Origin of the sequence: Jiella flava (assembly GCF_017349315.1) — a bacterium.
Lineage (GTDB): Bacteria > Pseudomonadota > Alphaproteobacteria > Rhizobiales > Rhizobiaceae > Jiella > Jiella flava.
The window spans coordinates 13,360-38,641 of the sequence record NZ_JAFMPP010000013.1 but is presented as its reverse complement, the minus strand read 5'-3'; the positions used below and the strand labels follow the sequence as shown (position 1 = coordinate 38,641).

At 64.3% G+C, this 25,282-nt stretch carries 27 protein-coding genes and 1 pseudogene; 16 read left to right on the top strand and 12 right to left on the bottom strand.

Features of this window, described 5'->3' with window-relative positions:
* Position 1: 1 nt before the first annotated feature.
* Positions 2-2,737, bottom strand: coding sequence for a type I DNA topoisomerase (gene topA / locus J1C48_RS14315; RefSeq protein ID WP_207258671.1), 2,736 nt, complete (start codon positions 2,735-2,737; stop codon positions 2-4).
* 242 nt (positions 2,738-2,979) lie between these two features.
* Between topA and J1C48_RS14310 the strand changes: the two genes are divergently transcribed.
* Complete coding sequence (locus tag J1C48_RS14310; protein WP_207258670.1) at positions 2,980-3,246, top strand: hypothetical protein; 267 nt, start codon at positions 2,980-2,982, stop codon at positions 3,244-3,246.
* On the opposite strand, the gene dprA is transcribed toward J1C48_RS14310, so the two are convergent.
* The 4 genes from dprA to J1C48_RS14290 form a co-directional block, all read right to left on the bottom strand.
* Complete coding sequence (gene dprA / locus J1C48_RS14305) at positions 3,232-4,371, bottom strand: DNA-processing protein DprA (RefSeq protein WP_207258669.1); 1,140 nt, start codon at positions 4,369-4,371, stop codon at positions 3,232-3,234. The genes J1C48_RS14310 and dprA overlap by 15 nt on opposite strands.
* A gap of 10 nt (positions 4,372-4,381) precedes the next feature.
* Positions 4,382-4,996 (bottom strand): glycerol-3-phosphate 1-O-acyltransferase PlsY, encoded by a 615-nt coding sequence (plsY, locus tag J1C48_RS14300; RefSeq protein ID WP_207258668.1) that lies wholly within the window; start codon positions 4,994-4,996, stop codon positions 4,382-4,384.
* A gap of 119 nt (positions 4,997-5,115) precedes the next feature.
* Entirely contained in the window at positions 5,116-6,423 is a 1,308-nt protein-coding gene (locus J1C48_RS14295) for a dihydroorotase (RefSeq protein ID WP_207258667.1), read from the bottom strand.
* Entirely contained in the window at positions 6,420-7,373 is a 954-nt protein-coding gene (locus J1C48_RS14290) for an aspartate carbamoyltransferase catalytic subunit (protein ID WP_207258666.1), read from the bottom strand. The genes J1C48_RS14295 and J1C48_RS14290 overlap by 4 nt, the downstream gene beginning before the upstream one ends.
* A 78-nt stretch (positions 7,374-7,451) precedes the next feature.
* On the opposite strand from J1C48_RS14290, the gene J1C48_RS14285 reads away from it, so the two are divergent.
* The 3 genes and pseudogenes from J1C48_RS14285 to J1C48_RS19290 form a co-directional block, all read left to right on the top strand.
* Complete coding sequence (locus J1C48_RS14285) at positions 7,452-9,107, top strand: acyl-CoA dehydrogenase family protein (RefSeq protein ID WP_207258665.1); 1,656 nt, start codon at positions 7,452-7,454, stop codon at positions 9,105-9,107.
* Between the two features lie 136 nt (positions 9,108-9,243).
* Entirely contained in the window at positions 9,244-9,798 is a 555-nt protein-coding gene (locus J1C48_RS14280; protein ID WP_207258664.1) for a hypothetical protein, read from the top strand.
* A pseudogene (locus J1C48_RS19290) lies at positions 9,798-10,049 on the top strand (DUF6105 family protein); the annotation flags it as partial. The gene J1C48_RS14280 and the pseudogene J1C48_RS19290, both read left to right, overlap by 1 nt.
* A 15-nt stretch (positions 10,050-10,064) precedes the next feature.
* On the opposite strand, the gene ruvX reads toward J1C48_RS19290, so the two are convergent.
* Positions 10,065-10,535, bottom strand: a complete 471-nt coding sequence (gene ruvX / locus J1C48_RS14275; protein ID WP_207258663.1) for a Holliday junction resolvase RuvX — start codon at positions 10,533-10,535, stop codon at positions 10,065-10,067.
* A 119-nt stretch (positions 10,536-10,654) separates the two neighbouring features.
* Between ruvX and J1C48_RS14270 the strand changes: the two genes are divergently transcribed.
* The 5 genes from J1C48_RS14270 to J1C48_RS14250 all read left to right on the top strand — a co-directional run bounded on the left by J1C48_RS14270 (position 10,655) and on the right by J1C48_RS14250 (position 13,968).
* Positions 10,655-11,359 (top strand): metal-dependent hydrolase, encoded by a 705-nt coding sequence (locus J1C48_RS14270; protein ID WP_207258662.1) that lies wholly within the window; start codon positions 10,655-10,657, stop codon positions 11,357-11,359.
* Positions 11,360-11,486: 127 nt separating this feature from the next.
* A complete protein-coding gene (gene gatC / locus J1C48_RS14265; RefSeq protein WP_207258661.1) occupies positions 11,487-11,774 on the top strand; it encodes an Asp-tRNA(Asn)/Glu-tRNA(Gln) amidotransferase subunit GatC in 288 nt (95 codons plus the stop codon).
* Positions 11,775-11,777: 3 nt separating this feature from the next.
* On the top strand, positions 11,778-12,245 hold the full coding sequence (locus tag J1C48_RS14260) for a GNAT family N-acetyltransferase (protein ID WP_207258660.1): 468 nt from the start codon (positions 11,778-11,780) through the stop codon (positions 12,243-12,245).
* Entirely contained in the window at positions 12,246-13,727 is a 1,482-nt protein-coding gene (gatA, locus tag J1C48_RS14255) for an Asp-tRNA(Asn)/Glu-tRNA(Gln) amidotransferase subunit GatA (protein WP_207258659.1), read from the top strand.
* A 1-nt stretch (position 13,728) separates the two neighbouring features.
* Positions 13,729-13,968 (top strand): hypothetical protein, encoded by a 240-nt coding sequence (locus J1C48_RS14250; RefSeq protein WP_231081806.1) that lies wholly within the window; start codon positions 13,729-13,731, stop codon positions 13,966-13,968.
* A 265-nt stretch (positions 13,969-14,233) separates the two neighbouring features.
* Here the strand turns inward: J1C48_RS14250 and J1C48_RS19005 are convergent, their stop codons facing one another.
* Positions 14,234-14,512, bottom strand: coding sequence for a YjiS-like domain-containing protein (locus tag J1C48_RS19005; protein ID WP_231081805.1), 279 nt, complete (start codon positions 14,510-14,512; stop codon positions 14,234-14,236).
* Between the two features lie 106 nt (positions 14,513-14,618).
* Here J1C48_RS19005 and J1C48_RS14240 point away from each other — a divergent pair, with 106 nt between their 5' ends.
* The 7 genes from J1C48_RS14240 to J1C48_RS14210 all read left to right on the top strand — a co-directional run bounded on the left by J1C48_RS14240 (position 14,619) and on the right by J1C48_RS14210 (position 19,985).
* Entirely contained in the window at positions 14,619-16,040 is a 1,422-nt protein-coding gene (locus J1C48_RS14240; protein ID WP_231081804.1) for an aminotransferase-like domain-containing protein, read from the top strand.
* Positions 16,041-16,169: 129 nt separating this feature from the next.
* Entirely contained in the window at positions 16,170-17,669 is a 1,500-nt protein-coding gene (gene gatB, locus J1C48_RS14235) for an Asp-tRNA(Asn)/Glu-tRNA(Gln) amidotransferase subunit GatB (protein WP_207258658.1), read from the top strand.
* Positions 17,666-18,166, top strand: coding sequence for a GNAT family N-acetyltransferase (locus tag J1C48_RS14230; RefSeq protein WP_207258657.1), 501 nt, complete (start codon positions 17,666-17,668; stop codon positions 18,164-18,166). Before gatB ends, J1C48_RS14230 begins: the two co-directional genes overlap by 4 nt.
* An 81-nt stretch (positions 18,167-18,247) precedes the next feature.
* Positions 18,248-18,520, top strand: a complete 273-nt coding sequence (locus J1C48_RS14225) for a hypothetical protein (protein ID WP_207258655.1) — start codon at positions 18,248-18,250, stop codon at positions 18,518-18,520.
* A 23-nt stretch (positions 18,521-18,543) separates the two neighbouring features.
* Entirely contained in the window at positions 18,544-19,017 is a 474-nt protein-coding gene (locus J1C48_RS14220) for a phosphate-starvation-inducible PsiE family protein (RefSeq protein WP_207258653.1), read from the top strand.
* 112 nt (positions 19,018-19,129) lie between these two features.
* On the top strand, positions 19,130-19,513 hold the full coding sequence (locus J1C48_RS14215) for an NADH:ubiquinone oxidoreductase subunit NDUFA12 (protein WP_207258651.1): 384 nt from the start codon (positions 19,130-19,132) through the stop codon (positions 19,511-19,513).
* 16 nt (positions 19,514-19,529) lie between these two features.
* On the top strand, positions 19,530-19,985 hold the full coding sequence (locus tag J1C48_RS14210; RefSeq protein WP_207258649.1) for a DUF2155 domain-containing protein: 456 nt from the start codon (positions 19,530-19,532) through the stop codon (positions 19,983-19,985).
* On the opposite strand, the gene aat is transcribed toward J1C48_RS14210, so the two are convergent.
* From aat to J1C48_RS14185, 5 genes are all read right to left on the bottom strand, one after another.
* Positions 19,925-20,593 carry a leucyl/phenylalanyl-tRNA--protein transferase gene (aat, locus tag J1C48_RS14205; RefSeq protein WP_207258647.1) on the bottom strand — a complete coding sequence of 223 codons (669 nt, stop codon included), beginning with the start codon at positions 20,591-20,593 and terminating at the stop codon, positions 19,925-19,927. The two genes, J1C48_RS14210 and aat, sit on opposite strands and share 61 nt — an antisense overlap.
* Before the next feature lie 215 nt (positions 20,594-20,808).
* A complete protein-coding gene (gene accC / locus J1C48_RS14200) occupies positions 20,809-22,158 on the bottom strand; it encodes an acetyl-CoA carboxylase biotin carboxylase subunit (RefSeq protein ID WP_207258763.1) in 1,350 nt (449 codons plus the stop codon).
* Between the two features lie 12 nt (positions 22,159-22,170).
* Positions 22,171-22,659, bottom strand: coding sequence for an acetyl-CoA carboxylase biotin carboxyl carrier protein (gene accB / locus J1C48_RS14195; RefSeq protein WP_207258645.1), 489 nt, complete (start codon positions 22,657-22,659; stop codon positions 22,171-22,173).
* 354 nt (positions 22,660-23,013) lie between these two features.
* Positions 23,014-23,784, bottom strand: coding sequence for a DsbA family protein (locus tag J1C48_RS14190; RefSeq protein WP_231081803.1), 771 nt, complete (start codon positions 23,782-23,784; stop codon positions 23,014-23,016).
* A gap of 97 nt (positions 23,785-23,881) precedes the next feature.
* Complete coding sequence (locus J1C48_RS14185) at positions 23,882-25,276, bottom strand: M48 family metalloprotease (RefSeq protein ID WP_231081802.1); 1,395 nt, start codon at positions 25,274-25,276, stop codon at positions 23,882-23,884.
* Positions 25,277-25,282: the final 6 nt, after the last annotated feature.

The following is a 25,282-nucleotide window of genomic DNA, read 5'->3' as shown; positions in this document are numbered from 1 at the left end:
GTCAATCCGCATCCCAGGGGACGCTGTCGCTGGCAGCAGCCGTCCCCTTGGCGGTGGCTTTCTTGCTCGCGGCACTTTTGGTCTTGTCGGCCGCCTTGGCTTTGGCGGGCTTGGCTTCGCCACCGGCGCCATTCTTCTTGGCAGCGGCCTTCTTGGTCGTCGTTGTCTTTGCGGCGGCCTTTTTCTTGGTGCCAGCGCCCTTGGCCCCGGTCTTTTCGGCCCGTTCGGTCAAAAGCTGGATCGCTTCTTCGAGGGTGACCGATGCCGGATCCTTGCTCTTCGGCAGGGTGGCGTTGATCTTGCCGGTGTTGACATAGGGCCCGAAGCGGCCGTCGCGCACGGTGATTTCGCCGCCAAGCGTCGGGTGCTCGCCAAGTGTCGCGATGGCGGCCGGCTTGGCTCGGCCCCGCGCACCCTTTTCTTTTTTCTCGGCAATCACCGTTACGGCGCGGTTGAGGCCGACCTCGAACACATCCTCGATGGTTTCGAGATTGGCGTACATGCCATCATGCTGCAGGAACGGGCCGTAGCGCCCGAGGCCGGCGAGGATCGGCTTGCCGCTTTCGGGATGGATGCCGACGTCGCGCGGCAGCGACAGCAGCTGCAACGCCTTGTCGAGATCGATGTCGATGACCTGCCAGCCCTTCGGCAGGGACGAGCGCTTGGCCTCCTTGCCCTCGCCGCGCTGCACGTAAGGCCCGAAGCGGCCCGACCGGAGGGTGACCGGTTCGCCGGTCTCCGGATCGGTGCCGAGATCCTTCGGCCCGTCGGCGGTCTCCCCATCGGCGGCGTCGGCCGAGAAGCTGGTGCCGAGCTGCCGGGTGTAGCCGCACTCCGGATAATTCGAGCAGCCGACGAAGGCGCCGAACTTGCCGAGCTTCAGCGACAACTTGCCGTCGCCGCAGCGCGGGCAGGCGCGGGGCTCGCTGCCGTCCTCGCGCGGCGGGAAGACGAGTGGCGCCAGCTCCTCGTTGAGCGCGTCGAGCACGTCGGAGACGCGCAATTCCTTGGTTCCCTCGACATGGGTCGAGAAGTCGTCCCAGAAGGCGCGCAGCACCTCTTTCCACGAGAGCTCGCCCGCCGAGATCTGATCGAGCTTTTCTTCGAGATCGGCGGTGAAGTCGTATTCGACATAGCGTTCGAAGAAGTTGTGCAGGAAAGCGGTGACCAGCCGGCCCTTCGCTTCGGGCAGAAGCTTCTTTTTGTCGACGACGATATATTCGCGATCTTGCAGCGTCTGCAGTGTCGCGGCATAGGTCGACGGGCGGCCAATGCCGAGCTCTTCCATCTTCTTGATGAGCGAGGCCTCGGAATAGCGCGGCGGCGGCTCGGTGAAATGCTGATCGGCATCGATGCCGCGCCGCTCGACGCTCTCCTTGGCGGCCATTTCCGGCAGCCGGGCGTCATCGCCGTCGTCGTCGGACTCCGATTTTGAATCGTCCCGGTGATCGATATAGGCGGCCAGGAAGCCGTCGAATTTAATCACCTGGCCGCTCGCCCGGAGCTTGGCGGTCTTGCCGTCGCCCTTGGCGTCGATCTCGACCGTGGTGCGCTCGATCTCCGCCGGGGCCATCTGGCTGGCGATACCGCGCTTCCAGACGAGATCATAAAGGCGGAACTGATCGGGATCGAGGAACCGCTTCACATCCTGAGGGGCGCGGGTAAAGTCAGTCGGGCGGATCGCCTCGTGGGCCTCCTGGGCGTTCTTCGCCTTGGTGGAATAAAAACGCGGCTTATCCGGCACGTAGCGGGCGCCGAAGCTTGAGCCGATCGCCTTGCGGGCGCCGTCGATCGCTTCCGGCGCCATCTGCACGCCGTCGGTTCGCATATAAGTGATGAGGCCGACCGTTTCACCGCCGAGCTCGATGCCTTCATAGAGGCGCTGCGCGACCTGCATGGTGCGCGAGGCCGAGAAGCCGAGCTTGGCCGAGGCTGCCTGCTGCAGGGTCGAGGTGGTGAACGGCGGGCCGGGATTGCGCCGGGTGGGTTTGGCTTCGACGCTGTCGATGGCAAAGCTCGCGCTGTCGAGCATGCGCTTGATGGTGCCGGCGACATCGCCGTTGCCGATCGTCAGCCGCTGGATCTTTTCGCCATCAAACGCGGTCAGGCGGGCGTCGAAAGTCTCGCCACGAATCGTCGCGAGGTGCGCGATGATCGACCAGTATTCCTCAGGTTTAAAGCGCTCGATCTCCGACTCGCGGTCGCAGACGAGGCGCAGCGCCACCGACTGCACCCGGCCGGCCGAGCGGGCGCCGGGCAGTTTGCGCCACAACACCGGCGAGAGCGTGAAGCCGACGAGATAATCGAGCGCGCGGCGGGCGAGATAGGCGTCGACCAGCGGCTCGTCGATCTGGCGCGGATTGGCCATGGCGTCGAGCACGGCCTTTTTGGTGATCGCGTTGAACACCACGCGGCTGACGGGCTTTTTGCCGATCGCCTTCTTCTGCCGGAGCACTTCGAGCACGTGCCAGGAAATCGCCTCTCCCTCGCGATCGGGGTCGGTCGCAAGGACGAGGCCGTCCGCGGACTTCACGGCCTGGGCGATTTCGTTGAGCCGCTTCTGAGAGGGCTTGCCGACCTCCCAGCTCATTTCGAAATCAGCGTCGGGGCGCACGGATCCGTCCTTCGGCGGCAGGTCGCGGACATGGCCGTATGACGCAATGACTTTGTAGTCGCCACCGAGATATTTGTTGATCGTCTTCGCTTTAGCCGGCGATTCGACGATGACCACGTCCATAATTGTCCTGTTCGCAAAATGGCTTGGCAGAAGGGGCGGGTAACCGTCATCTCCGACAGAATGGGGCCCAAGGCAAGCGTCAGATGGAGGGTTCGGCGGAAACGGTCAAGTCCGAAGCTGAACACGCAATCATTTTGTTGCAACTCTGCGACGTATTATATTATAATCCTCCCGTTCTAATGCGATCGGCCCGCTGCGATCGGCAGCGAGTTCAATCCCTAAAACGCAAGGGATAGCGCCGAATGTCCGCAACAAATTGGCAATTGCGCGAGAATTTGGAATATGTTGGCGAAATGTTGGAACAACTAAAGATAGTATCTGGCGTTCCTCAGAACGACATCCTCTATTATTTTCTCGACATGGCGAAAGTAGAGGTCGACAGCCGACTGGTGCGTCTGTCGCGACATTTGACCGTCGCCAACGAGTCTCCTGGGGTGTCACAACTGGTGCGTCTGTCGCGGCATTTCACCGTCGCCAACGAGTCTCCTGGGGTGTCACAGGAGCACTGAAACGAGACCGCCGAGGTGGCGTTCGAGTCGGCCGGCGAGGTCGAGTTCCAGAAGCACGAGTTGGATCGCGGCGGGACTCGCCCCGGTATGGGCGACGAGATCCTCCAGCGCGGCGGGCACCGGACCGAGCGCCTCGATGATGCGGGCGCGCTCGTCGTCCGACGGCTCGTCCTGCAGCCGTTCCTCATCCGCTTCGTCGAACAGCATGTCGCCATCGTCGCGATTGCGGGCCGCGCCCGTAAGGGGAGCAAGGGCTTCGATCACATCCGCCGGCTGGCAAGCCAGCACCGCGCCGTCGCGGATCAGCCGATTGGTGCCGGCCGCCCGCGGGTCGAGGGGCGAGCCCGGAACGGCGAGCACCACACGCCCGAGTTCGCCGGCCAGACGCGCGCTGATCAACGAGCCTGAGCGCTGCGCCGCCTCGACCACCAAGAGACCGAGGCTGAGTCCGGCGACCAGGCGATTGCGGCGCGGAAAGTCGACCGCCCGCGGTGTCCAGCCGAACGGCATTTCCGACACCAGCGCGCCGTCGCCATCAACGATCTTGCGCATCAGGGGCCGATTTTCTTTCGGATAGGGACGATCGAGCCCGCCAGCGAAGACGCCGACGGTTCCGGTCGGCAAGGCGGCTTCATGGGCCGCAGCGTCGATGCCGCGGGCGAGGCCGGAGATGATGACGTAGCCGGCCTCGCCGACGCCGACGGCGAACATCCGGGTCAGCTTGATGCCGGAGAGCGAGGCGTTGCGCGCGCCGACGATGGCGAGCGTCGGTCGCTGCAGGCAAGCCGCCGACCCCATGATGGCGAGAACCGGCGGCGGATAGTCGATCGGCCGCAGATGCAGCGGATAGTCGGGCTCGCCGAGGCAGACGAAGCGGGCGCCCAGTTTTGTGGCGCGGGCGAGTTCTTCCTCTGCGGCGGATTCGGTGCAGATGCCGATCCACCGGCCACCGCGCGCCGCGAGTTCGGGGATGGCCGCAAGCGCCGCATCGGCGGAGCCAAACCGATTGATGAGTTCGCGAAAGGTCGCCGGTCCTACATTTTCGCTGCGGATGAGACGCAGCCACGACAGCCGCAAGGCGTCGGTGAGAACGACGCCGCGCCGGGGGCCGGCCGGCAGGCTCATCGCGCCCGGCTCATGTCGTCTTCGCGCCGATCTTCGGTTCGCTGCCTGAAAGCAGCCGGCGGATATTGGCGTGATGGCGGATATAGACAACCACGGTCAGGATCGCCGTCAAAAGCGCGGCAGTGTGATAGTCGAGGACGTAATAGGCGATCGGCACGATCAGCGTCGCCAGCAACGCGGCGAGGGAGGAAAACCGCGTCAGATAGGCGACCGACAGCCAGATGATGGCGAAGACGACGACGCCGATCGGGGCGATGCCGAGGAGCACGCCGAGATAGGTCGCGACCCCCTTGCCGCCCTTAAAGCCCAGCCAGACCGGAAACAGATGGCCGAGAAACGCCGCGACGCCGGCGACGGCGGCATAGACCGGGCCAAGAATGGCAAGCGCCAGCGCCACCGGGACCGTGCCCTTGAGAACATCGCCGAGCAGCGTCAGGGCGGCCATCGCCTTGTTGCCGGTGCGCAGCGCGTTGGTCGCGCCGATATTGCCGGAGCCGATCTTGCGGATGTCGCCGAGGCCGAAGACATAGCCGAGCAGCAATCCGAACGGGATCGTGCCCGACAGATAGCCACCGGCGATGCAGGCGAGCAGCGCGAGGATGTTCAGCGACGCGGCGTCAAACAAAGGGTTCCCCTCCCGTAGCGGACATGTCGTGACATGGCGCCAACGCTCGCCGCTCTCATCTGATCGAGCCCAGCATGGCGGGCAATCGGGGACGTGGCGTCAGCCTTGGCAAGATTGGATCAGTCGTCCGCCAGGAAGACTGTGCGGCCAGCGACGAGCGTCCGCAAGACCTGACCGGCAAAGCGAGCGTTTTCGAAGGCGGAATTCTTCGAACGGGAGCGGATCTCGTCCTTGGTGAAGACGAAGGGCCGGTCGAGATCGACCAGCGCGATGTCGGCTGGGGCGCCTGGCTGGAGCGTGCCGCGATCGAGGCCGAGGAGCTTGGCGGGCGCCGCGGTCATCGTCTCGACGATCCGCAGTAGCGGCAGGTCGCCGACATGATAAAGTCTAAGGGCGGCCGGAAGGAGCGTTTCGAGACCGATCGCTCCGGATTCCGCCTCGGCGAAGGGACGGCGCTTGTCGTCGGTATCCTGAGGATCGTGGGACGAGACGATGATGTCGATGGTGCCGTCGGCCAGTGCCGCGACCATTGCCTGCCGGTCCTCTTCCCGGCGCAGCGGCGGCGACAGGCGCAGATAGGTGCGATACTCGCCGATATCGTTTTCATTCAACGACAGATGGTTGACCGACACGCCAGCAGTGACGGCAAGACCCTTGCGTTTGGCGGCGGCGACGACGCTGGCCGACTCGCCAAGTGAAATCTTCGCAGCATGATAGCGGCAGCGGGTCAGCGCGGCGAGCCGCAGGTCGCGCTCCAGAGGAATGATTTCGGCCTCGGCCGGGATGCCCGGCAGGCCGAGCCAGGAAGCGAACAGGCCCTCGTTCATGACACCGCGTCCGGCGAGCGCGGCATCGTGGGTCTCGTGCATGACAACGGCGTCGAAGTCGCGGGCATAGGTCATGATGCGGCGGATCAGCGCCGGGTCGGACAACGTCTTTCGCCCCTCGGTGAAGGCCTTGACGCCGGCAGCCGCGAGCAGGCCGATCTCGGTCATCTCCTTGCCGAGCAGGCCCTTGGTCAGAGCCGCAGCGGGAAAGACGTTGACGCAGGCGGTGTCGCGGGCGGCGCGCATGACGAATTCGGCAATCGCGACGTCGTCGACCACCGGATTGGTGTCCGGCATCGTCAGGATCGAGGTCACGCCGCCGGCGGCGGCCGCATCGGACGCCGAGGCGATGGTCTCCCGGTGCTCGCCGCCCGGCTCCCCGATGAAGACGCGGGCGTCGACGAGGCCGGGCAGGGCGGCAAGCCCCGTGCCGTCGATCACGTCCGCGCCCTCGGGGCGGCCCTGATTGAGGGCGTCGGGGCCGGAGGCGATGATCCGGCCGTCTTCGATGACGATGGTACCGACGGCGTCGAGGCCGCGCGAGGGATCGACGATCCGCGCCTTCTCGATAACCAAGGGGCGGTTTGCGGCGGCAATCATCGGTCGTCCCCCGCCATGTCGAGCAGTGTTTCGATCACCGCCATGCGCACCGCGACGCCCATTTCCACCTGTTCCTCGATCACGCTCATCGGTCCGTCGGCGATTTCGGACGCGATCTCCACGCCGCGATTCATCGGTCCCGGATGCATCACCAGCGCATCGGGTTTGGCGTGGGCGAGTTTGGCGGCGTCCAGGCCGAAATAGCGGAAATATTCGCGGACCGACGGGATGAACGCGCCTTCCATCCGCTCGCGCTGCAACCGCAGCATCATCACGACATCGGCGCCCTTCAGCCCTTCGTCCATGCGGCGGAACACCGTCACGCCCATCTGCTCGATGCCGCTTGGCAGCAGCGTCGAGGGCGCGACGACCCGAACTTCGGCCCCGAGCGCGTTGAGCAGGATGATGTTGGAGCGCGCGACGCGGCTGTGCAGGACGTCGCCGCAGATGGCGACGACCAACCGGGCGATGCGTCCCTTGTGACGGCGGATCGTCAGCGCGTCGAGCAGCGCCTGGGTCGGGTGTTCGTGAGCGCCATCGCCGGCATTGACTACCGAACAAGCGACCTTTTGCGCCAAAAGCGCGACGGCGCCGGCCGAATGATGGCGCACGACCAGAATGTCCGGCTGCATGGCATTCAGCGTCATCGCGGTGTCGATGAGGGTTTCGCCCTTCTTCACCGAAGAACTCGCGACCGACATGTTCATCACATCGGCGCCCAGGCGTTTGCCGGCGAGTTCGAACGAGGCCTGGGTTCGCGTCGAGGACTCGAAGAACAGATTGATCTGGGTACGGCCTTTGAGGACCGACTTTTTCTTCTCGGTTTGGCGGCTGACGGCGACTTCCGCCTCGGCCAGATCGAGAAGCGCGGTAATGTCTTGGGGCGACAGGCCCTGAATGCCAAGCAGATGGCGGCGGGCGGCATGGGAGAGGGGAGCGGGTGCGGTCATCAAAAACAACGCCTATAAGGATTCGGAGCGGGCGCGGCAAGAATTGTGCGCGCCTTGTCCGCCAGAAATGAGGGCGCCATGACCACGCACAATTCCGGCACCCATGCGGTTTTCAATCAGTCGTCGGACTTTCCGGGCTTCAACGCCTATCGGTCCGATCCGCTCCTGAAACTTCTCACCTCCCAGTTCCCAGAGGACGTGATCGTTGCGCTCGACCGCCACGGCCGCTTCTGCGGCTCGCACGAGGCCCATGATCTGGCCCGGATCGCCAATCGGGAAGAGCCGAGCCTGCGCCGCTTCGACGAAAAAGGCCACCGATTGGAGATGGTGGATTTCCATCCGGCCTATCACGCGCTGATGCGCCGATCGATTGCTGAGGGCCTTAGCGCTTCGATCTGGGCCGGCCCCGATTCGGAAACCGGCATTCGCCACCGCGCCAGAGCCGCGCGCTTCTATATGACGGCGGGCGTCGAATGCGGTCATCTGTGCCCGCTGACCATGACCAGCGCCTCCGTCGCGGCGCTGTCAGCCGCGCCCGAGTTGAAAGACCAGTGGCTGCCGTTGATCACCTCGCAGCACTATGATCCGAGCATCAAGCCGCCGCTGGACAAGGCCGGGCTGACCCTCGGCATGGGCATGACCGAAAAGCAGGGCGGCACCGATGTGCGCGCCAACACCACCCGGGCGACGCCGCGCGGTGACGGGCGCCATGCCATCACCGGGCACAAATGGTTCCTGTCAGCGCCGATGTGCGACGGCTTTCTGGTCCTGGCTGAGACCGAGGCCGGTCCAAGCTGTTTTTTGATGCCCCGGCGACGGGCCGACGGCTCGCTCAACGGACTGTTCATCCAGCGCCTCAAGGACAAGCTCGGCAATCGCTCAAACGCTTCCAGCGAGGTCGAGTTCGTCGAGGCCGAGGCGATGCTCGTCGGGGTCGAGGGGCGGGGCATCGCGACCCTTCTCGACATGGTGACGCTGACCCGGGTCGACTGCGCGCTGGCATCTGCGGGCCTGATGCGCGGCGCGCTGGCCGAGGCAGTGCATCATTGCCGGGAACGCAGGGTCTTCGGCAAGCTGTTGATCGACCAGCCGCAGATGATTCGGGTGCTCGGCGAGCTTGCCCTCGATTACGCCGGCGCGACGGTGCTTGCTTCTCGCCTTGCCGAAACCCTTGATCGCCGCGACGCCGATCCGTCCGACGTCGAGGCGCGAGCCTGGGCCCGGGTGATGACGCCGGTCACCAAATACTGGGTGTGCAAACTCGCTCCGGCCTTCACCTACGAGGCGATGGAGTGCCTCGGCGGCAATGGCTATGTCGAGGACGGACGGCTGGCGCGGGCCTATCGCGAGGCGCCGGTCAACGCCATCTGGGAGGGCTCCGGCAATGTCGTCGCCCTCGACTTGTTGCGGGTGCTGAAGCGTGATCCGGAAGCCTTCGAGACAGTGATCGCGACGATCGAGCACGATCTCGGGGAGATGGCCGGCGGCACCCCCAGCGTGTTGCGGGCGGCCGGTGCCATGGTCACGTCGGACGAGGGCGCGTGCCGGCTGCTGACGGAGCAACTGGCGCTCGCGGCAGCGGCCGGAAGCCTGGTGCGGCAGGGCCTCGGCCCGGTCGCGCGCGCCTTTGCCGATACCCGGCTCGGGGGCGTCTTCAGCCACACCTACGGCATGATCGATCTCAGGCATGACTGCCGGGTGCTCGTCGACGATCTGTTTCCGCCCCTGCGCTGACCCAGCGAAAGGCGACGAAAGGCCGCCGCCGCCGTGACCGTTAAGCATAGCGCGTGGAACGACTTGCGCCGCGCCCGCCAAAGCGGGACAGTTGTCATTAAGAATTTGGTAACCTTGATGGTGGCGAGGCAGGATCGTGACAAATCGGATCGCATCGCTGTTGGCATTGTCCGCCTGGGCGGGCTTTTGCGGCGTCAGCGCGACGCGCTGCCTGCATGAGGCGGGGTTGTCGGCGTGGGTGTTCGGCTCGACCATTGACGGCCTGCTCGACCGGGCGGAATGGATCTCGCTCGGCGTCTCGCACGGCACGCTGCTGGGTCTGGCAGCCATGCTCGCGGCGATGGCGATCGGCTGTGTCTATGCAGCACTCGCGGTGGGCCATCTGGTCACAGCGCCGGATCGCAATGCCGAGCCCTTCGCCGGAGCCGTCTTCGCCGCGCTCTTTGGCTTTTACGCGGCGCTCGGGCTGTCGGGCTCGCCGGCGTTCGCGCTGTTCGGCGCCGGTCCGCTGGCAACCCTGTTCATCGCCCTTGGCCTGGCAGCTTTGTTGTTCGATCACCTGATCGCCGATACCGGTGACGAGGACGATATCGCCTTCGACCGGATCATGCGTCATATCGAGGACGCCAATCGCTCGGCCATCGCCGAGCGCGAGCGCCGCTTCGGCGACCACAGCGACGACAGCCGTTGATGCGTCTTTTGCTGATCGGCTGGGCAGGGATCCTCGTTGCGACGGTCGGCTGGTACTGGCTTTCACGCCTTGATGTTGGCCCGGTCTTCGGCGGCGATCTTCTCGCGCGCGACTTCAACGAAACCGTTTTCCTGGTCTATGGCCAGTTCCTCGGGATCGCGCCGGAGCGTCTGCCCGTCGTTCTTGCCGGCGGTTTCGCCCTCGACACGGCTGTTGTGCTGGCAACGCTCGGTGTTTACCGGCGGCGGGCGATCGCGACGTGGTGGTCAGCCCATGTCGCGCACCAGCCGGTCCAGCGCCCCTTGCAGGATGAAGGCGGCGGCGGCCGAATCGATCCGGTCGGCGCGTTTGGCCCGGGAGACGTCGTTGGCGATCATCGCCCGCTCCGCTGCGACCGTCGATAGCCGCTCGTCCCAAAACAGCACCGGCCGATCGTCCAGCGGTCCATAATTGCGGATGAAGGCGCGCGTCGCCTGGGCGCGGGGACCCTCGCTGCCGTCCATGTTGAGTGGCAGGCCGATGACGATGCCGCCGACCGCTTCGTCGTCGAGCGCTTTTTTCAACGCCAGCGCGTCCGGCGTGAACTTCTTGCGCCGAATGACCGGGCGGGGCGTTGCAAAGCTCCAGCCGCGATCGGACAGGGCCACGCCGATGGTCTTGGTGCCAAGGTCAAGCCCGGCCAGTGGGCGGGTCCGCGGGACTGTCTCGCGGAACGATTCGAGCGCAAGAACGGCCACGATTATGCCTTGACCGCTGCGGACGAATGCGCAGTTTGAGCCTCAATAGGCATTGTTGCGTCCCGCGGCTGAACGCCGGGGGAAGGTTGAAAAATTCCAGCCATCACGAGGCTCTTTCCATGAAGATCACCTATTTCGGCCACTCGGCTTTCCGCATCGATATCGGTTCGTCGGTCATTCTCATCGACCCGTTCCTGTCCGGCAACCCGCATTTCAAGGGCAAGGACGTCGAGGCGGCCACGCAGGGCGTGACCCATATCGTGCTCAGCCACGGCCATTTCGATCATGTCGGCGACGCGGTCGACATCGCCAACAAATCCGGCTGCAAGGTGGTCGGTGCCTTCGAGCTGGTGCAGTGGCTGTCGAAACAGGGCGCCGCAAACATCGAGCCGGGCAACACCGGTGGCACCATTACCTTCGACGACTTCTCCGTCACCTTCACCCAGGCCTTCCATTCCTCCGGCCATGTCGAGGAGAACGGCACCGTCACCTATCTCGGCATGCCGAACGGCCTCGTCTTTCACTTCAAGACCGGCCCCACCGTCTATCACATGGGCGACACCGACATTTTCGGCGACATGGCGCTGATTGAGGAACTGCATCAGCCGAAGGTGGCCATGGTGCCGGTCGGCGATCGGCTGACCATGGGCGCGGCGGTCGCGGCGATCGCCTGCCGACGCTATTTCAACTTCGACAAGATCATTCCGATTCACTGGGGCACGTTGCCGATTCTCGACGAGACCCCCGACAAGTTCAAGGACGCCATGGAAGACGAGGCCGGCAAGATCGTCATCCCCCCGATTGGCGAGCCGTTCGAGGTCTGACGGAAAGCGGGTTGATCCCCGCACCGCTTGCGCTCAGCATGGCTCGCATCCCCGGGAGGCCGTTGCCTCCTAGGGGTGCCGCCGTTATAGCAGCGCGAAACGATCAAAACCTTCCGCCGGAGAAGCCATGTCCGTCGATTCCGCCACCGTGCGCCGCGTCGCCAAGCTCGCTCGGATCGCCGTCAATGACGACGACGTTACGGCGATGGAAGCCGAGCTGAACGCCATTTTGGGTTTCGTCGAGCAGCTTTCCGAAGTCGATGTCTCCGGCGTCGAGCCAATGACCTCGGTCACTCCGATGGCCATGCGCAAGCGCGCCGACGTCGTCAATGACGGCGAAAAGGCCGATGATATCGTCGCCAACGCTCCGGCGAGCGAAGACCACTTCTTCATGGTGCCGAAGGTGGTCGAATAGGCCATGGCCTTATCGATCGCCCCCGAAACGCCGCTGCAGGACGACATCCGCGTGATGGTCGACAAGCTGAACGTTCAACTGGCGCCGCTGTCGCCGCCGGAGTTCCAGTTTCAGCTTACGGTGGAGCAGATGGCCGGCGCCGACGCGACAGTGTTCGTCGCCCGCGACGACGGCGGCACGGCGGTCGCCATGGGCTCGCTGAAGGTGCATGATGGCACGATCGGCGAAGTCAAGCGTATGTTCAGCGAGCCGCAGGTGCGCGGTCGGGGTTTGGCGCGGGCGATCCTTGCCGCGATCGAGACGCGGGCGCGGGCGCTCGGTCTGGCCCGCCTCGTGCTCGAAACCGGATCAACAGCGGGCTTCGAGCCGGCCTGGGCGCTCTATGAAGGGGCGGGCTTTCGCGTCTGCGGCGCCGTCCTTAACTATCCCGATTCCGACTACAGCCGATTTTATGAAAAGAGCCTGGTTTAAATGAGCGATCTCACCTCCCTCACCATCGCCGAGGCGCGCGCGAAGCTCGATGCCAAGGAGATGAGCGCCCTCGAATTGACCGAGGCCTATCTCACGGCGATCGAGACCGCCAATCCGCTCATCAATGCCTATGTGACGGTCACGGACGACAAGGCACGCGCGATGGCCAAGGCGTCGGACGAGAAGATCGCCAAGGGCGAGGCCGGGCCGCTCGAAGGCATTCCGCTTGGCATCAAGGATCTGTTCGCCACCGAGGGCGTCCACACCCAGGCCTGCAGCCACATTCTCGACGGCTTTAAGCCGAGCTACGAATCGACCGTGACGGCCAATCTCTTCGCCGATGGCGCGGTGATGCTCGGCAAGCTGAACATGGACGAGTTCGCCATGGGCTCGTCCAACGAGACCTCCTATTACGGGCCGGTGAAGAACCCCTGGCGCAAGCGCGGATCGAACGCCGATCTCGTGCCGGGCGGATCGTCCGGCGGCTCGGCGGCCTCGGTCGCGGCGCATCTGTGTGCCGGCGCGACGGCGACGGATACCGGCGGCTCGATCCGCCAGCCGGCGGCGCTGACCGGCACGGTCGGCATCAAGCCGACCTATGGCCGTTGCTCGCGCTGGGGAACGGTGGCCTTTGCCTCGTCGCTCGACCAGGCCGGCCCGATCGCCCGCGACGTGCGGGATGCAGCGATCCTGTTGACGTCGATGGCTTCGGTCGATCCGAAGGACACGACGTCGGTCGACCGCGCGGTGCCCGATTATGCCGCCGCCGTCGGCCGTTCGGTGAAAGGCCTGAAAATCGGCGTGCCGAAGGAATACCGCATGGACGGCATGCCGGCGGAAATCGAGACCCTCTGGCAGACCGGTATCGATTGGCTGAAGGAGGCCGGCGCCGAGATCGTCGACGTCTCGCTGCCCCACACCAAATACGCTCTGCCGGCCTATTACATCGTCGCGCCGGCCGAGGCCTCGTCGAACCTCGCGCGCTATGATGGCGTGCGCTACGGCCTGCGGGTGCCGGGCAAGGATATCGTCGACATGTATGAGAAGACCCGTGCCGAAGGCTTCGGCCGCGAGGTCAAGCGGCGCATCATGATCGGCACCTATGTGCTCTCGGCCGGCTATTACGACGCCTATTATCTGCAGGCGCAGAAGGTGCGCACGCTGATCAAGCGGGACTTCGAGACCGTCTATGCCGACGGCATCGACGCGCTCTTGACGCCGGCAACGCCGTCGGCCGCCTTCGGTATCGCCGATCAGGACATGGCGTCGGATCCGGTGAAGATGTATCTCAACGACGTTTTCACCGTCACCGTCAACATGGCCGGTCTGCCGGGGATCGCTGTGCCGGCGGGCATCGACAGCGATGGCCTGCCGCTCGGTCTGCAGCTGATCGGCCGTCCCTTCGACGAAGAGACGCTGTTTGCGCTCGGCTCCGTCATCGAGAAGGCGGCCGGCCGCTTCACACCGGACAAGTGGTGGTGAGATGGCGGGGCTGGCGGAGGCCGTCGAACGGTTGACGGCCGGCGATTGGAACGGGGCCCATGCGATCGTCCAGGACGATCCTTCGGCTGATGCCGCCTGGATCCATGCCCATCTCCACCGAGTCGAGGGCGATCTCGGCAATGCCGCTTACTGGTATCGGCGGGCCGGGCGGCGGGTCGCGACGAGCGATCTCGACGACGAGCGGGACGCCATCGTCGCGGAACTCAGGCTCTCAGCATAGAGCGCCTTGCGTCTGATCGGACGCAGACAGGACGCTCTCATTTTCTGAATTGACGCATCGTGCGGACCGAAAATCGATTCGGCTTTTCGGTCCGATACTGTAGCGGCCGATGTGCGGGCAAACCGATAGGGGCGCAAAGGGAAAATTTGCGCCCCTATTTTGTTTCCGCCGGCGGGCTGTCCGGGTTGACCAAATCCCCGGCGGCGGCGATCACTCGAGACGACCCCGACTTGTCGCCCGGGTGCTGCCTCACGCCGCTCTGCGCTCACGTCCAGTCGCTGCGCCAGGCGATCCGCTCGGCGGCGCGCAAGGCTTCGTCGCGGGTGATGCCGATGTCGCGCAGTCGATCGTCGGACAAGTCGAGAAGGTCGCGCCGCATCTTGCGGCGGCCCGAAAATGCCTGCGACGTGGCGACCATGGCTGCACCGATCGTCCGAAGCAGCGTCGTCGGCCCCGGCAAGGCCGCCGGGCGGTTGCGCAGACGCACGAAGCGGGCGGGCGGCCGATCCTCGATTGGCGAGAGTCTGGGGTGATGCATTGTCATGGTATCAATTTCCTCTTTGTTCCCCTCTTTAATGTGATGTTGTTGTAGCGGAAGAAGATTGTGCTACAATCGCAAAAGTAGCAGGGTGACAAAGAGAGGTGTATGGGTGACAATCGCGTTCGAGATCTCCGATGATGCCGCCATGCCGTTCTATCTGCGGCTGGCCAATGCCATCGAGCGGGCGATCGTCGATGGCCTGTTGAAACCTGGCGACAAGCTCCCGCCGCAACGCGACATCGCCTTCGATCTCAAGGTTACCGTCGGCACCATCGGCCGGGCCTATCAGATCGCCCGCGAGCGGGGGCTCACCACCGGCGAAGTCGGCCGCGGCACCTATGTTCGGGCCATCGAAACGGCTTCGGCGTCGACGCCGGTGATGGGAGGCGACTTTCCGTTGGCGCGCGGGCTCGGCACCGCTGCGCCCGTCGAGCCGGTCATCGCGCTCGATTCGACGGCCTCGCCGGATGTCGATCAGGCCGAGGAGATCGCGCGGACCATCGCCGAGGTCATCCGCGATTGTCCCCGTCAGATCATTGATTATGTCCGCGAAGTGCCGCAGACTTGGCTGGAGGCGGGGACGGCGTGGCTTGAGACTGGCGGCTGGCGGCCGGATCCGGCGAATGTCGTGCCGACCCTCGGCGTCGACGCCGCGATCCAGGCGGTGGTCACCGTGACCACCCATCCAGGCGATCGGATCGCCTTCGAGGAGCTGTGCTATTCGACCGTGGCGCGCGGGGCAACGACAATCGGTCGCTTGCCCTTGGCGGTGGCGATGGACGAAGAGGGCATGCTGCCCGATGATCTCGACCGCTGCGCCGCGCGTCAGCATCCGCGGGCGATCTTCCTGACGCCGGCGGCGAACAACCCGACCGCAGCCCGCATGTCGCTCAAGCGGCGCGAGGAGATTGTATCTGTCGCTCGGCGACACAATCTCACGATTATTGAAGACAATGTTTATGGCCGGCTGATGCCGGACGCCATCCCGCCGATCGCGGCGCTGGCGCCGGAGCGCACGTTCTTTCTCGAAGGTCTGTCGAAGACCGTGGCGGCCGGCTTACGGGCCGGATGGGTGGTCTGCCCGCGCGGCCAGGCGATCCGCACCACTGTGGCGCACAATATGCTGAGCGGCGGTCGGCCGTTTCTTAACATGGAGGCGGCGGCCCGGCTCGTCTTGAGCGGCGCGGCCGAGACGGTGAAGCGCCGCGTGGTCGCCGAGATCGCGGCGCGCGGCATGTTGTTCAATCGCATCGTTGCTGCGCCGACCACGGATGTCGCGGCGGCCATGCCGTTCCGCTGGGTGCAATTGCCGGCGCCCTGGACGTCACCGGCCTTCCTGCTTGCGGCGCGCAACCACAATATCCGCATCCACGGCGAGGACGAATACCGACCGGTGCGAGGCGAGCGCCAGCGCCATTGCGTGCGGATCGGTCTGTCGGTGGTCCGCGACCGCGAAACGCTCGCCGCGGCGCTGACGACGCTGAAGGGCCTGATCGACAGCGGCAGTATTTCCTATGAGAGCGTCGCGTGAATGCAGGGGACGTCGGCCCAACCTCAGCTGCCGATGGGTGAACGGCTGAGATGATCGGCGGCTTGAACCGTCTCTCCCTTTGTTTTAGCGACAGGTTGAGAGACCACTTGCAGCTTCCGGACGAAGACCATGACCATCGTCGACACCCGCACCCCCGATCCGAAGACCTTCATTTCCGGCGCCACCGGCGATTGGGAGATCGTCATCGGCATGGAGGTACACGCCCAGGTGAATTCCGAGGCGAAGCTGTTTTCCGGCGCTTCCACCGGTTTCGGCGCCGAGCCGAACTCCCATGTCAGCCTGGTCGACGCGGCAATGCCCGGCATGCTGCCGGTGATCAACGAGGAATGCGTGCGCCAGGCGATCCGCACCGGCCTCGGCCTCAAGGCGCAGATCAACCAGCGCTCGGTCTTCGACCGCAAGAACTATTTCTATCCGGATCTGCCGCAGGGCTATCAGATCTCCCAATACAAGGATCCGATCGTCGGCGAGGGCACGGTGATTGTCTCCGTCGGGCCCGACAAGCAGGGAGAATTTGCCGAAATCGAGGTCGGCGTCGAGCGGCTGCATCTCGAGCAGGACGCCGGCAAGTCGATGCACGACCAGCATCCGACCATGTCGTTCGTCGACCTCAACCGGTCGGGCGTCGCGCTGATGGAGATCGTCTCCAAACCCGATATGCGCTCGGCCGACGAGGCCAAGGCATATCTGACCAAGCTGCGCACCATCCTGCGCTATCTCGGCACCTGCGACGGCAATATGGACGAAGGCTCGATGCGGGCCGACGTCAATGTCTCGGTGCGCCGTCCGGGCGGCGCCTTCGGCACCCGCTGCGAAATCAAGAACGTCAACTCGATCCGCTTTGTCGGCCAGGCGATCGAATCGGAGGCGCGGCGGCAGATCGCGATCATCGAGGACGGCGGCGTCATCGATCAGGAGACGCGGCTGTTTGATCCGGCCAAGGGCGAAACGCGGGCGATGCGCACCAAGGAAGACGCCCACGACTATCGCTATTTCCCCGATCCCGATCTTTTGCCGCTGGAATTCGACCAGGCCTATATCGACGCGCTGCTCGCCGATCTGCCCGAGCTTCCGGACGACAAGAGGGCGCGGCTGATCCGTGATGCGGGCCTGTCGGCCTATGACGCCTCGATCCTCGTCTCGGAAAAGGCGATCGCCGACTTCTTCGAACGGGTCGCGGCGGGCCGCGACGCCAAGCAGGCGGCCAACTGGGTGATCAACGATCTTCTCGGCGCGTTGAACAAGTCCGGCAAAGGCATCGAGGACACGCCGGTCTCGGCCGAGCAGCTCGGCGCGATTCTCGACCTCATCCGCGAGGGCACGATCTCCGGCAAGATCGCCAAGGATCTGTTCGAGATCGTCTGGACCGAAGGTGGCGATCCGAAGCAGCTCGTCGAAGCGCGCGGGATGAAGCAGGTCACCGATACCGGCGCCATCGAAAAGGCAGTCGACGAGGTGATCGCCGCCAATCCCGACAAGGTCGAGCAGGCCAAGGCCAAGCCGAGTCTTGCCGGCTGGTTCGTCGGCCAAGTGATGAAGGCGACCGGTGGTAAGGCCAATCCCCAGGCGGTGAACGCGCTGGTCAAGGCAAAGCTCGGCATCGAATGAGGTTTTTCGTTCGCAGCGCCGGCAAGCGGGATCTGAACGCGATCAGCGCGCTGCTCTGCGCGGCCTGGCACGACACCTATGACGGGATCTACGGCCCGCAGAAGGTCGCCGAGATCACCGCGTCCTGGCATTCGGTCCCGGCGCTTCAAACGCGCCTGACGCGGCCAGAGTCTGAATTCATCGTCGCCGATGATGGAAGCCGCCTTGGCGGGATGGCCTTCGCCGCATCGTCCGACCGGGAAAAGAAGTTGGTGCTGCTCCACCAGCTCTATGTCCATCCGAATTGTCAGGGGCAGGGGATCGGCACGGCGCTGCTCGAGGAGATCCTTGACGCCTTTCCCGATGCCACACGGCTGCGCCTCGAAGTCGAGGCGGCCAATGCCAAGGCCATCGCCTTTTACCAGGCAAAGGGCTTCGTGAAGGTTGCGGAAACCGCCGATTGCGGGCCCGGGAGCGGGATGCCGGCAGCGGTCTATGAGCGCCCACTGGGCGGCTAGGGGTCCGATTTCGACATTTGGTTCCGTGTTGCGGAGACCGCTCAGCACATGTCGGAATCGCAATGACCACGAGCCAAGGTTATGATTCTCCTGAATTTTTTCGGATTTGACATTGGATTCAACGGACGACCCCAACTGGGATGCAAATGTCAAATTCAATCCACGAGGTGGGCGCGCGCCCGGGAAATCCGATCCGTGCCGGCTGGTTTTCAAACATTGCGAGGCAATCAAATGCCCTTGAATGCACTCCTGTCGCTGAATGAAAGGTTGTGCGGGCCATTTGTGCAGCGCAAGGTGGACGATGAGATGAATCCGGCCAGTTTTTGGTGGGGCGGGCAGGTCATCGAAGCCTGACTCGCTCAAACCAGAGCGCTGCCATGCATCTCGTCAAACTCTATTTCCGCTTTGAGCGGGTGATCGCCAACCTTCTTCTGGTCGGCATGGTCGGCGTCGTGCTGCTGGCACTCTGGAGCTTTTTGCGCGCCACCGGGCTGGCGCTCGCCGATCTCGGCCATCCACTCGAATACAATTCGTTTCAGGTGCTGTTCGACCGGGTGCTGGCGGTGGTGATCGCGCTGGAGCTTGCCCATTCGATCCATCAGATGGCGATCGGCGACCATCGGCTGGCGCAGGTCAAGACGGTGGTGGTGATCGGGGTGCTGGCCGTCGTGCGAAAGCTGATCCTGCTTGAGGTCGACAGCACGTCCGGGATGTTCCTGGCAGGGCTTGCCGCGACCATGATCGCCCTCGGCCTGCTTCTGGTGATGGTCCACTGGGTCGATCGGCGCGAGTCGGCGGGGGAAGGCCGCGGACGGACCGGTCAGAATGCGTCGCTACACGAGCCCGATTGACTTGGCGGCCTGATACCCGTCTTGACAGACGGCGGAAAGGCCGGCTTTGCGGGTGGACATTTGAGTTTGCGGGACGCATAACGGCGCAGACTTTGCATGGATCGGAATTCCCATGAAGGAACTGCTTCTTCAGATTTTCACCTGGTGGCACGGTCAGACGATCGGCACGCGGTTCTACACCTGGCGCTTCGGCAAGAAGGTGGGTGAGGACGAGTTCGGCAACGTCTACTATACGAACGCCGATGGGTCGCGCCGCTGGATGACCTTCAACGGCCCGGTCGAGGCGACGGCGATCCCAACCGGCTGGCACGGCTGGATGCATCATCGCGTCGATACGCCGCCAAGCGAAGAAAATTACACCCCGCGCGCGTGGCAAAAGTCGTTCCAGCCGAATCTGACGGGCACCGCCAAGGCGTATCGCCCGACGGGCTCGCTGCTGCGGCCGGATGCCGAGCGCCCCCGCGTCACCGGCGAATACGACGCCTGGACGCCCTGATCCGATCGGCGTCAGGATGACATCCCGCCTGCTTTTCACAGCCGCTCTGGCGGTCGCCCTTGGTGCGTACGCGCCCGTTGTGCATGCGCAGGATGGCGACATCGGCGGCGATACGGACGCGAAATTCGCAACGCCCGTCAAGCGTATCAAGAATCCGGTGGCGGTCTTTTCCGGCCTCGACAAGATCACCGGGCGCATCACGAGCTTCGACGTCTATATCGACGAAACGGTGCAGTTCGGGGCGCTGCGGGTGACGCCGCGGGTGTGCTTGACCAGCGCCGAGGGCGAAGCGGAAAAGACCGACGCCTTTGTGCAGATCGATGAGATCACCCTCAACCGCAAGATCCAACGGATCTTTTCCGGCTGGATGTTTGCCGATTCGCCCGGTCTCAACGCCGTCGAGCACCCAGTCTATGACGTCTGGCTGAAGAGCTGCAAGACCGAGTCGGACGTTCCGGCCCCGGCCGGATAGAAGGTCGCCGCAACCGCCAGCGCCTCCTGCAACAGGACGTGATAGGTCTTCCGCTCGATTTCGATCGCGCCGAAGCGCGCGAGATGGTCGGTGATGAATTGTGTGTCGAGCAGCGTATAGCCGCCGCGGATAAGGCGCTCGCACAGAAAGGCAAGGGCGACTTTCGACGCGTCCGTCTGGCGGGAAAACATGCTCTCGCCGAAAAACGCGCCATTGATCGCGACGCCGTAAAGACCGCCCACCAGCCGCTCGCTGTCATAGGCCTCCACCGAATGGGCGAACCCCTCACGGTGCAGGGCGATATAGAGGTCGCGGATCTGTCCGTTGATCCAGGTGTTCTCGCGGCCGGGAGCGGCTTCCGCGCAGCCGTCGACGACAGCGGCAAAGGCGGTGTCGACCCGGATTGTGAAGCGATCCCTGCGGATCACCTTCTTCAGGCTGCGTGGCAGGTGAAAGCCGTCGAGTGGGAGAACCCCGCGATCGGTCGGATCGACCCAGAAAATTTGCGGATCGTCGACGGCTTCAGCCATCGGAAAGATGCCCGAAGCATAGGCTTTCAACAAAAGCTCCGGCGTGACAGTGAGCTTTTGTCCGCCGCGTCTCGCCATGGGGGCCTCAGCTTTTCGGCAATAAAGACGCGATGATCATAGCGCCGTCGTTGCGCAAATCTTGCGAAAAACCGCCGGAATGGATTTTACGGGGTGCAATCGAACCGCTCAAACGTCGATGGCGAAGTACCGCCGAGCCTCGAGCTCTGAGACAATTGCAAACCCCGTCGCCCCGAAGAGCGCGTTCGTCTCTGGGCGACAGGGCGCGCGTTTTCTTAGCTCGTGGCGCTGGCCGCGAGATATTTTTCCAGCCAGTGGATATCGTACGCACCTGCGGCGATGTCAGGATTGTCGACCAGATCGCGAAACAGCGGCAGGGTCGTCTTGACGCCGTCGACGACGATCTCATCGAGCGCCCGTCGCAGCCGGCGCATACAGTCGACGCGGTCACGGCCATGGACGATCAGCTTGCCGATCAGGCTGTCGTAGAAGGGCGGAATCGAATAGCCCTGATAGACGCCGGAATCGACACGCACACCGAGACCGCCAGGGGCGTGATAATAGCTGATCTTGCCCGGCGACGGCGCGAAGGTGCGTGCGTCCTCGGCGTTGATCCGGCACTCGATGGCGTGACCGGTGAATTTGACCTGGTCCTGCGTCACCGACAGGCCTTCGGCGCTCGCCACACGGATCTGCTCGTGGACGAGATCGAGACCGGTGATCGCTTCCGTTACCGGATGTTCCACCTGCAGACGGGTGTTCATTTCGATGAAGTAGAACTCGCCATTCTCATAGAGGAACTCGATGGTGCCCGCGCCGCGATAGCGCATCTGCGCCATCGCGTTGGCGCAGACGTCACCGATCTTGGCGCGTTGCTCGGGCGTCAGCGCCGGCGAGTTGGCCTCTTCCCAGACCTTCTGGTGGCGCCGCTGCAGCGAACAGTCGCGCTCGCCGAGATGAATGGCATTGCCGGCGCCGTCGCCGAACACCTGCACCTCGATATGGCGGGGCTTTTCGAGATATTTCTCGATATAGACCGCATCGTCGCCGAAGGCGGCGCCGGCTTCCTGGCGGGCCGTCTGCAGCGCAAGCGAGAGATCGTCGCGGGTCTTGGCAACCTTCATGCCACGGCCGCCACCGCCAGCCGACGCCTTGACCAGCACCGGAAAGCCGATGTCGTCGGCAACCGCGAGAGCCTCGGCGTCATCGGTGACCGCGCCTGCCGAGCCCGGCACGACCGGGATTCCGAGACGCTGAGCGGTCCGCTTCGCCTCGATCTTGTCGCCCATCAGGCGGATGTGCTCGGCGGTCGGGCCGATAAATGTAATCTCGTGAGCGTCGAGGATCTCGGCGAAACGGGCGTTCTCGGACAAAAAGCCGTAGCCTGGATGCACCGCGTCGGCGCCGGAGATCTCGCAGGCGGCGAGAATCGAAGGAATGTTCAGATAGCTGTCGCGGGACGGCGGCGGCCCGATGCAGACGCTCTCATCGGCAAGCCGCACATGCATGGCGGCGTTGTCGGCGGTGGAATGCACCGCAACGGTCGCGATACCGAGTTCCTTGCAGGCGCGCAGCACCCGCAAAGCGATTTCACCGCGATTGGCGATGAGGACCTTCTTGACCATCATGCGCCCCCTTTACGCGATGACGACGAGGGCTTCGCCGTACTCGACCGGTTGGGCATTCTCGACGAGGATCTTGGTGATCGTGCCGGCGCGCGGGGCAGGGATCTGATTCATCGTCTTCATCGCCTCGATGATCAGCAGCGTCTCGCCTTCCTTCACGCTTTGGCCGACCTCGATGAAGGCTTTGGCACCAGGCGCCGGCGAAAGGTAGACAGTGCCAACCATCGGCGAGGGCACCGAGCCCTTTTCCGGGCCGCTTGCCACCGGGGCCGATCCGGCCGGAGCGGGCGCCGGAGCGGCTGCCGGTTGCGGAGCGGCTTCGAAGGCGTGCGGCTGATAATAGGCGACCGGCGCGGGCTGCGGCGGCTGTTCACGCTCGCGGCTGACACGCACCTTCATCGAGCCGTTCTCGATTTCGATCTCGGTCAGGTCGGTGTCCTTCAGGATCGCCGCGATTTCACGCACGAAACGCGGGTCGACCGTCATGTCATCCTTGGCCATTGTCTTCCTTGAGCCGATTCGGTCTTTGAGTTGAAATTCGTTGCGCCCGCTGATCGGGCGTCCGCCCCGCCGCGACGTTATGGCGTCGTTCGGTCGTGCTGATAACGTTTGCAGACCCTTCACAACGCCGGCCGATCTCGCGCCGAGCGGTCTGCGCAAAACGGCATGGCAACGGCCCGGCGGCGCCAGGACAGAATGCGACAGATGTTTCGGCAGCAAATGGCATCGAAGATCTAAAGCGTTTTGGCCGGGCTGCGGCATCCCGAACGCCGGCATTCGCAATGGCCTATAGGGCGCATTGACACGATCGCCTAGCCATAAAACGCTATTGAAGGGGTTTTTCGTCGTGCTTTTTCAGCACGACGCGCTGCCGCAAGTTCTGACGTTCTTTATCGCCGCCTCGAGATTGTCGAGTCCGACGGCGCCGACAAGCACCTTGCCGGCGATGACATAACTCGGCGTGCCGCTGACCCCGAGCGCGGCCGCGACTTCGTTGTCTCCGGCGATATCCTTGGCGATCTCCGGCGACGCCATCACCGGCTTCAACGCATCGGCCGAGACACCGAGTTCGGCGGCAACGGCGATCGCCCGCTTTTCATCGGCAACGCCGCGTGAGCCGAGAAGTTTGCGATGAAATTCGGCATAAAGCTCAGGCCTCAGCTTGCGGAAGGCGAGGCTGACGCGTGAGGCCTCGACCGATTGCGGCCCAAGCACCGGGATCTCCTTCAGCACGAAGCGGATCTTCGGATCGGTCTTCAGAAGCGTTTCCATGTCCGACATGGCGTGGCGGCAATAGCCGCAATTATAGTCGAAGAACTCGACCACGGTGACGTCGCCCTTTGGATTGCCGAGAACGGTGCCTTGCGGCGTCGAGAAGATCGCCTTGGCATTGTCGGCGATCGCCTGTTTCTGCGACGCATCGGCCTCGGCGTTCCTTTTGGCTTCGAGCGCGTTGATCGCCTCGACCAAGACCTCCGGATGGGTGATCAGATAGTTCCGGACAATCGATTCGATTTCCGTCTTCTGGCCGGCATCGAATTTTGGCGCCGCGAGCGCCGGGGCAATCGCGACGCTGGCAGTCAAAAGGGCGGCGAGGCCGGCGGCGATCGATCGTTTGAGGTCCATGCGGTCAGTTCCTTGTGTCATCGTGCCGCCGTAACAGCTTGAGCGTGCCGAACGGCATGGCGGACGTTTCTGTCGTTGTCGAGGCCGCAATGCCGGCTCAACGGGTCTTCGTGGTCAAGATATCCTGAGCCCGGCGCCAAGGCGGTGAACCGGGCTGCAAACGTTGCTGGGCGCGGGCGGCGAACACCTTCGCCTCGGTGAACGACCCGGCGGTCCAGCGGCTTTCGGCGGTGGCGAGTTCTGCCCGGCCGATATCGCCGAGCCGGCCATAGGCCATGGCGAGATAGCGGTAGCCTTCGGCATTCAAGGGATCGCGCTGCAGGCTCGCCTGAAGCATCTGCACTGCCGGTTTCAGATCGGCCGGATTGCCGCCGACGATCAGTGCCTGGCCGACCTCGGCGCGCAGAAGCGCGGAGTTCGAGCGATCGAGGTGCACGGCGGTGCGAAACGCGCTCGCCGCTTCCCGGCCGCGGCCGAGTTCGAGCAGCATTTCGCCGCGCATTTCATGGAACCAGGGATTCTTCGGCCGGGCCGCGACCAGACGGTCCATCTTTTGCAGGCCGCTGTTGACCGAGCCGTCGAGGAAGGTGGCAATGGCATCGCCGTAGAGCGCCGGCAGGCTGCCCGGCGCCTTGGCAAACATCCGCCGCACGGCGTCCATGCCATCGGTATAGGCGGCGATCTTCGCCCGGGCGAGATTGTGGCGCTCGACGAGGGCGGGCGGATCGTCGCGATCATAGGGCGTGCTGCGCCGCGCGGCGTCCTCGATGGAGGCTATCCGGTCCATGGGAGCTGGATGCGAGGAAAGATAGGAGCGCCCGTTAACGCCCGAATACGCGCTCTGCCGCTGAAGAATGCGCAACGTCTCGACAAGACCGCGGCCCGACTGCCCGGTCCGCGACAGATAGGTGATCGCCGCGCGATCGGCGACGGTCTCCTCGCCGCGCATATAGCTCAGCAGCGAGCGCTGCACGGCACTGCCGCCGGCCGAGGCGATGCCGACACCGACGCCGGGAAGGCCCTTGGCGCCGGTCGCGGCGCCCGTTGCGGCGACACCGACGCCAAGCAGCGCTGTGACCAGCGTCAGGACTTTGGCGTCGTCGAGCTTCTGGCTGAGACGATCCTGATGGCCGCCGGCCAGATGGCCGATTTCATGGGCCAGGATGCCGATCAACTCGTTCGGCGTCTCGGTCGCGGTGATCGCGCCGGTGTTGACGAAGATCCGCCGACCGAGAACGAAGGCGTTAAAGTCGGGTGAATTGATCAGCACGGTCTGGATGCCACGCTGCGACAGACCGGCCGCTTTCAGCAAGGGACGGGCGTAGCCGCTGACCAGCGTTTCGATCTCGGCATCGCGGACCACCGGCAGGCTGCGCTTGTCGCGCGCGTCGGCGAGAGCCGGCGATGCGGGCAGGGCGCTGGTCAGGGCGACACAGCCTGCCATGGCGAGACCGGTCAGTCGTTTGGTCGCGGAAACGAGAAAAGATCGCATGTTCCG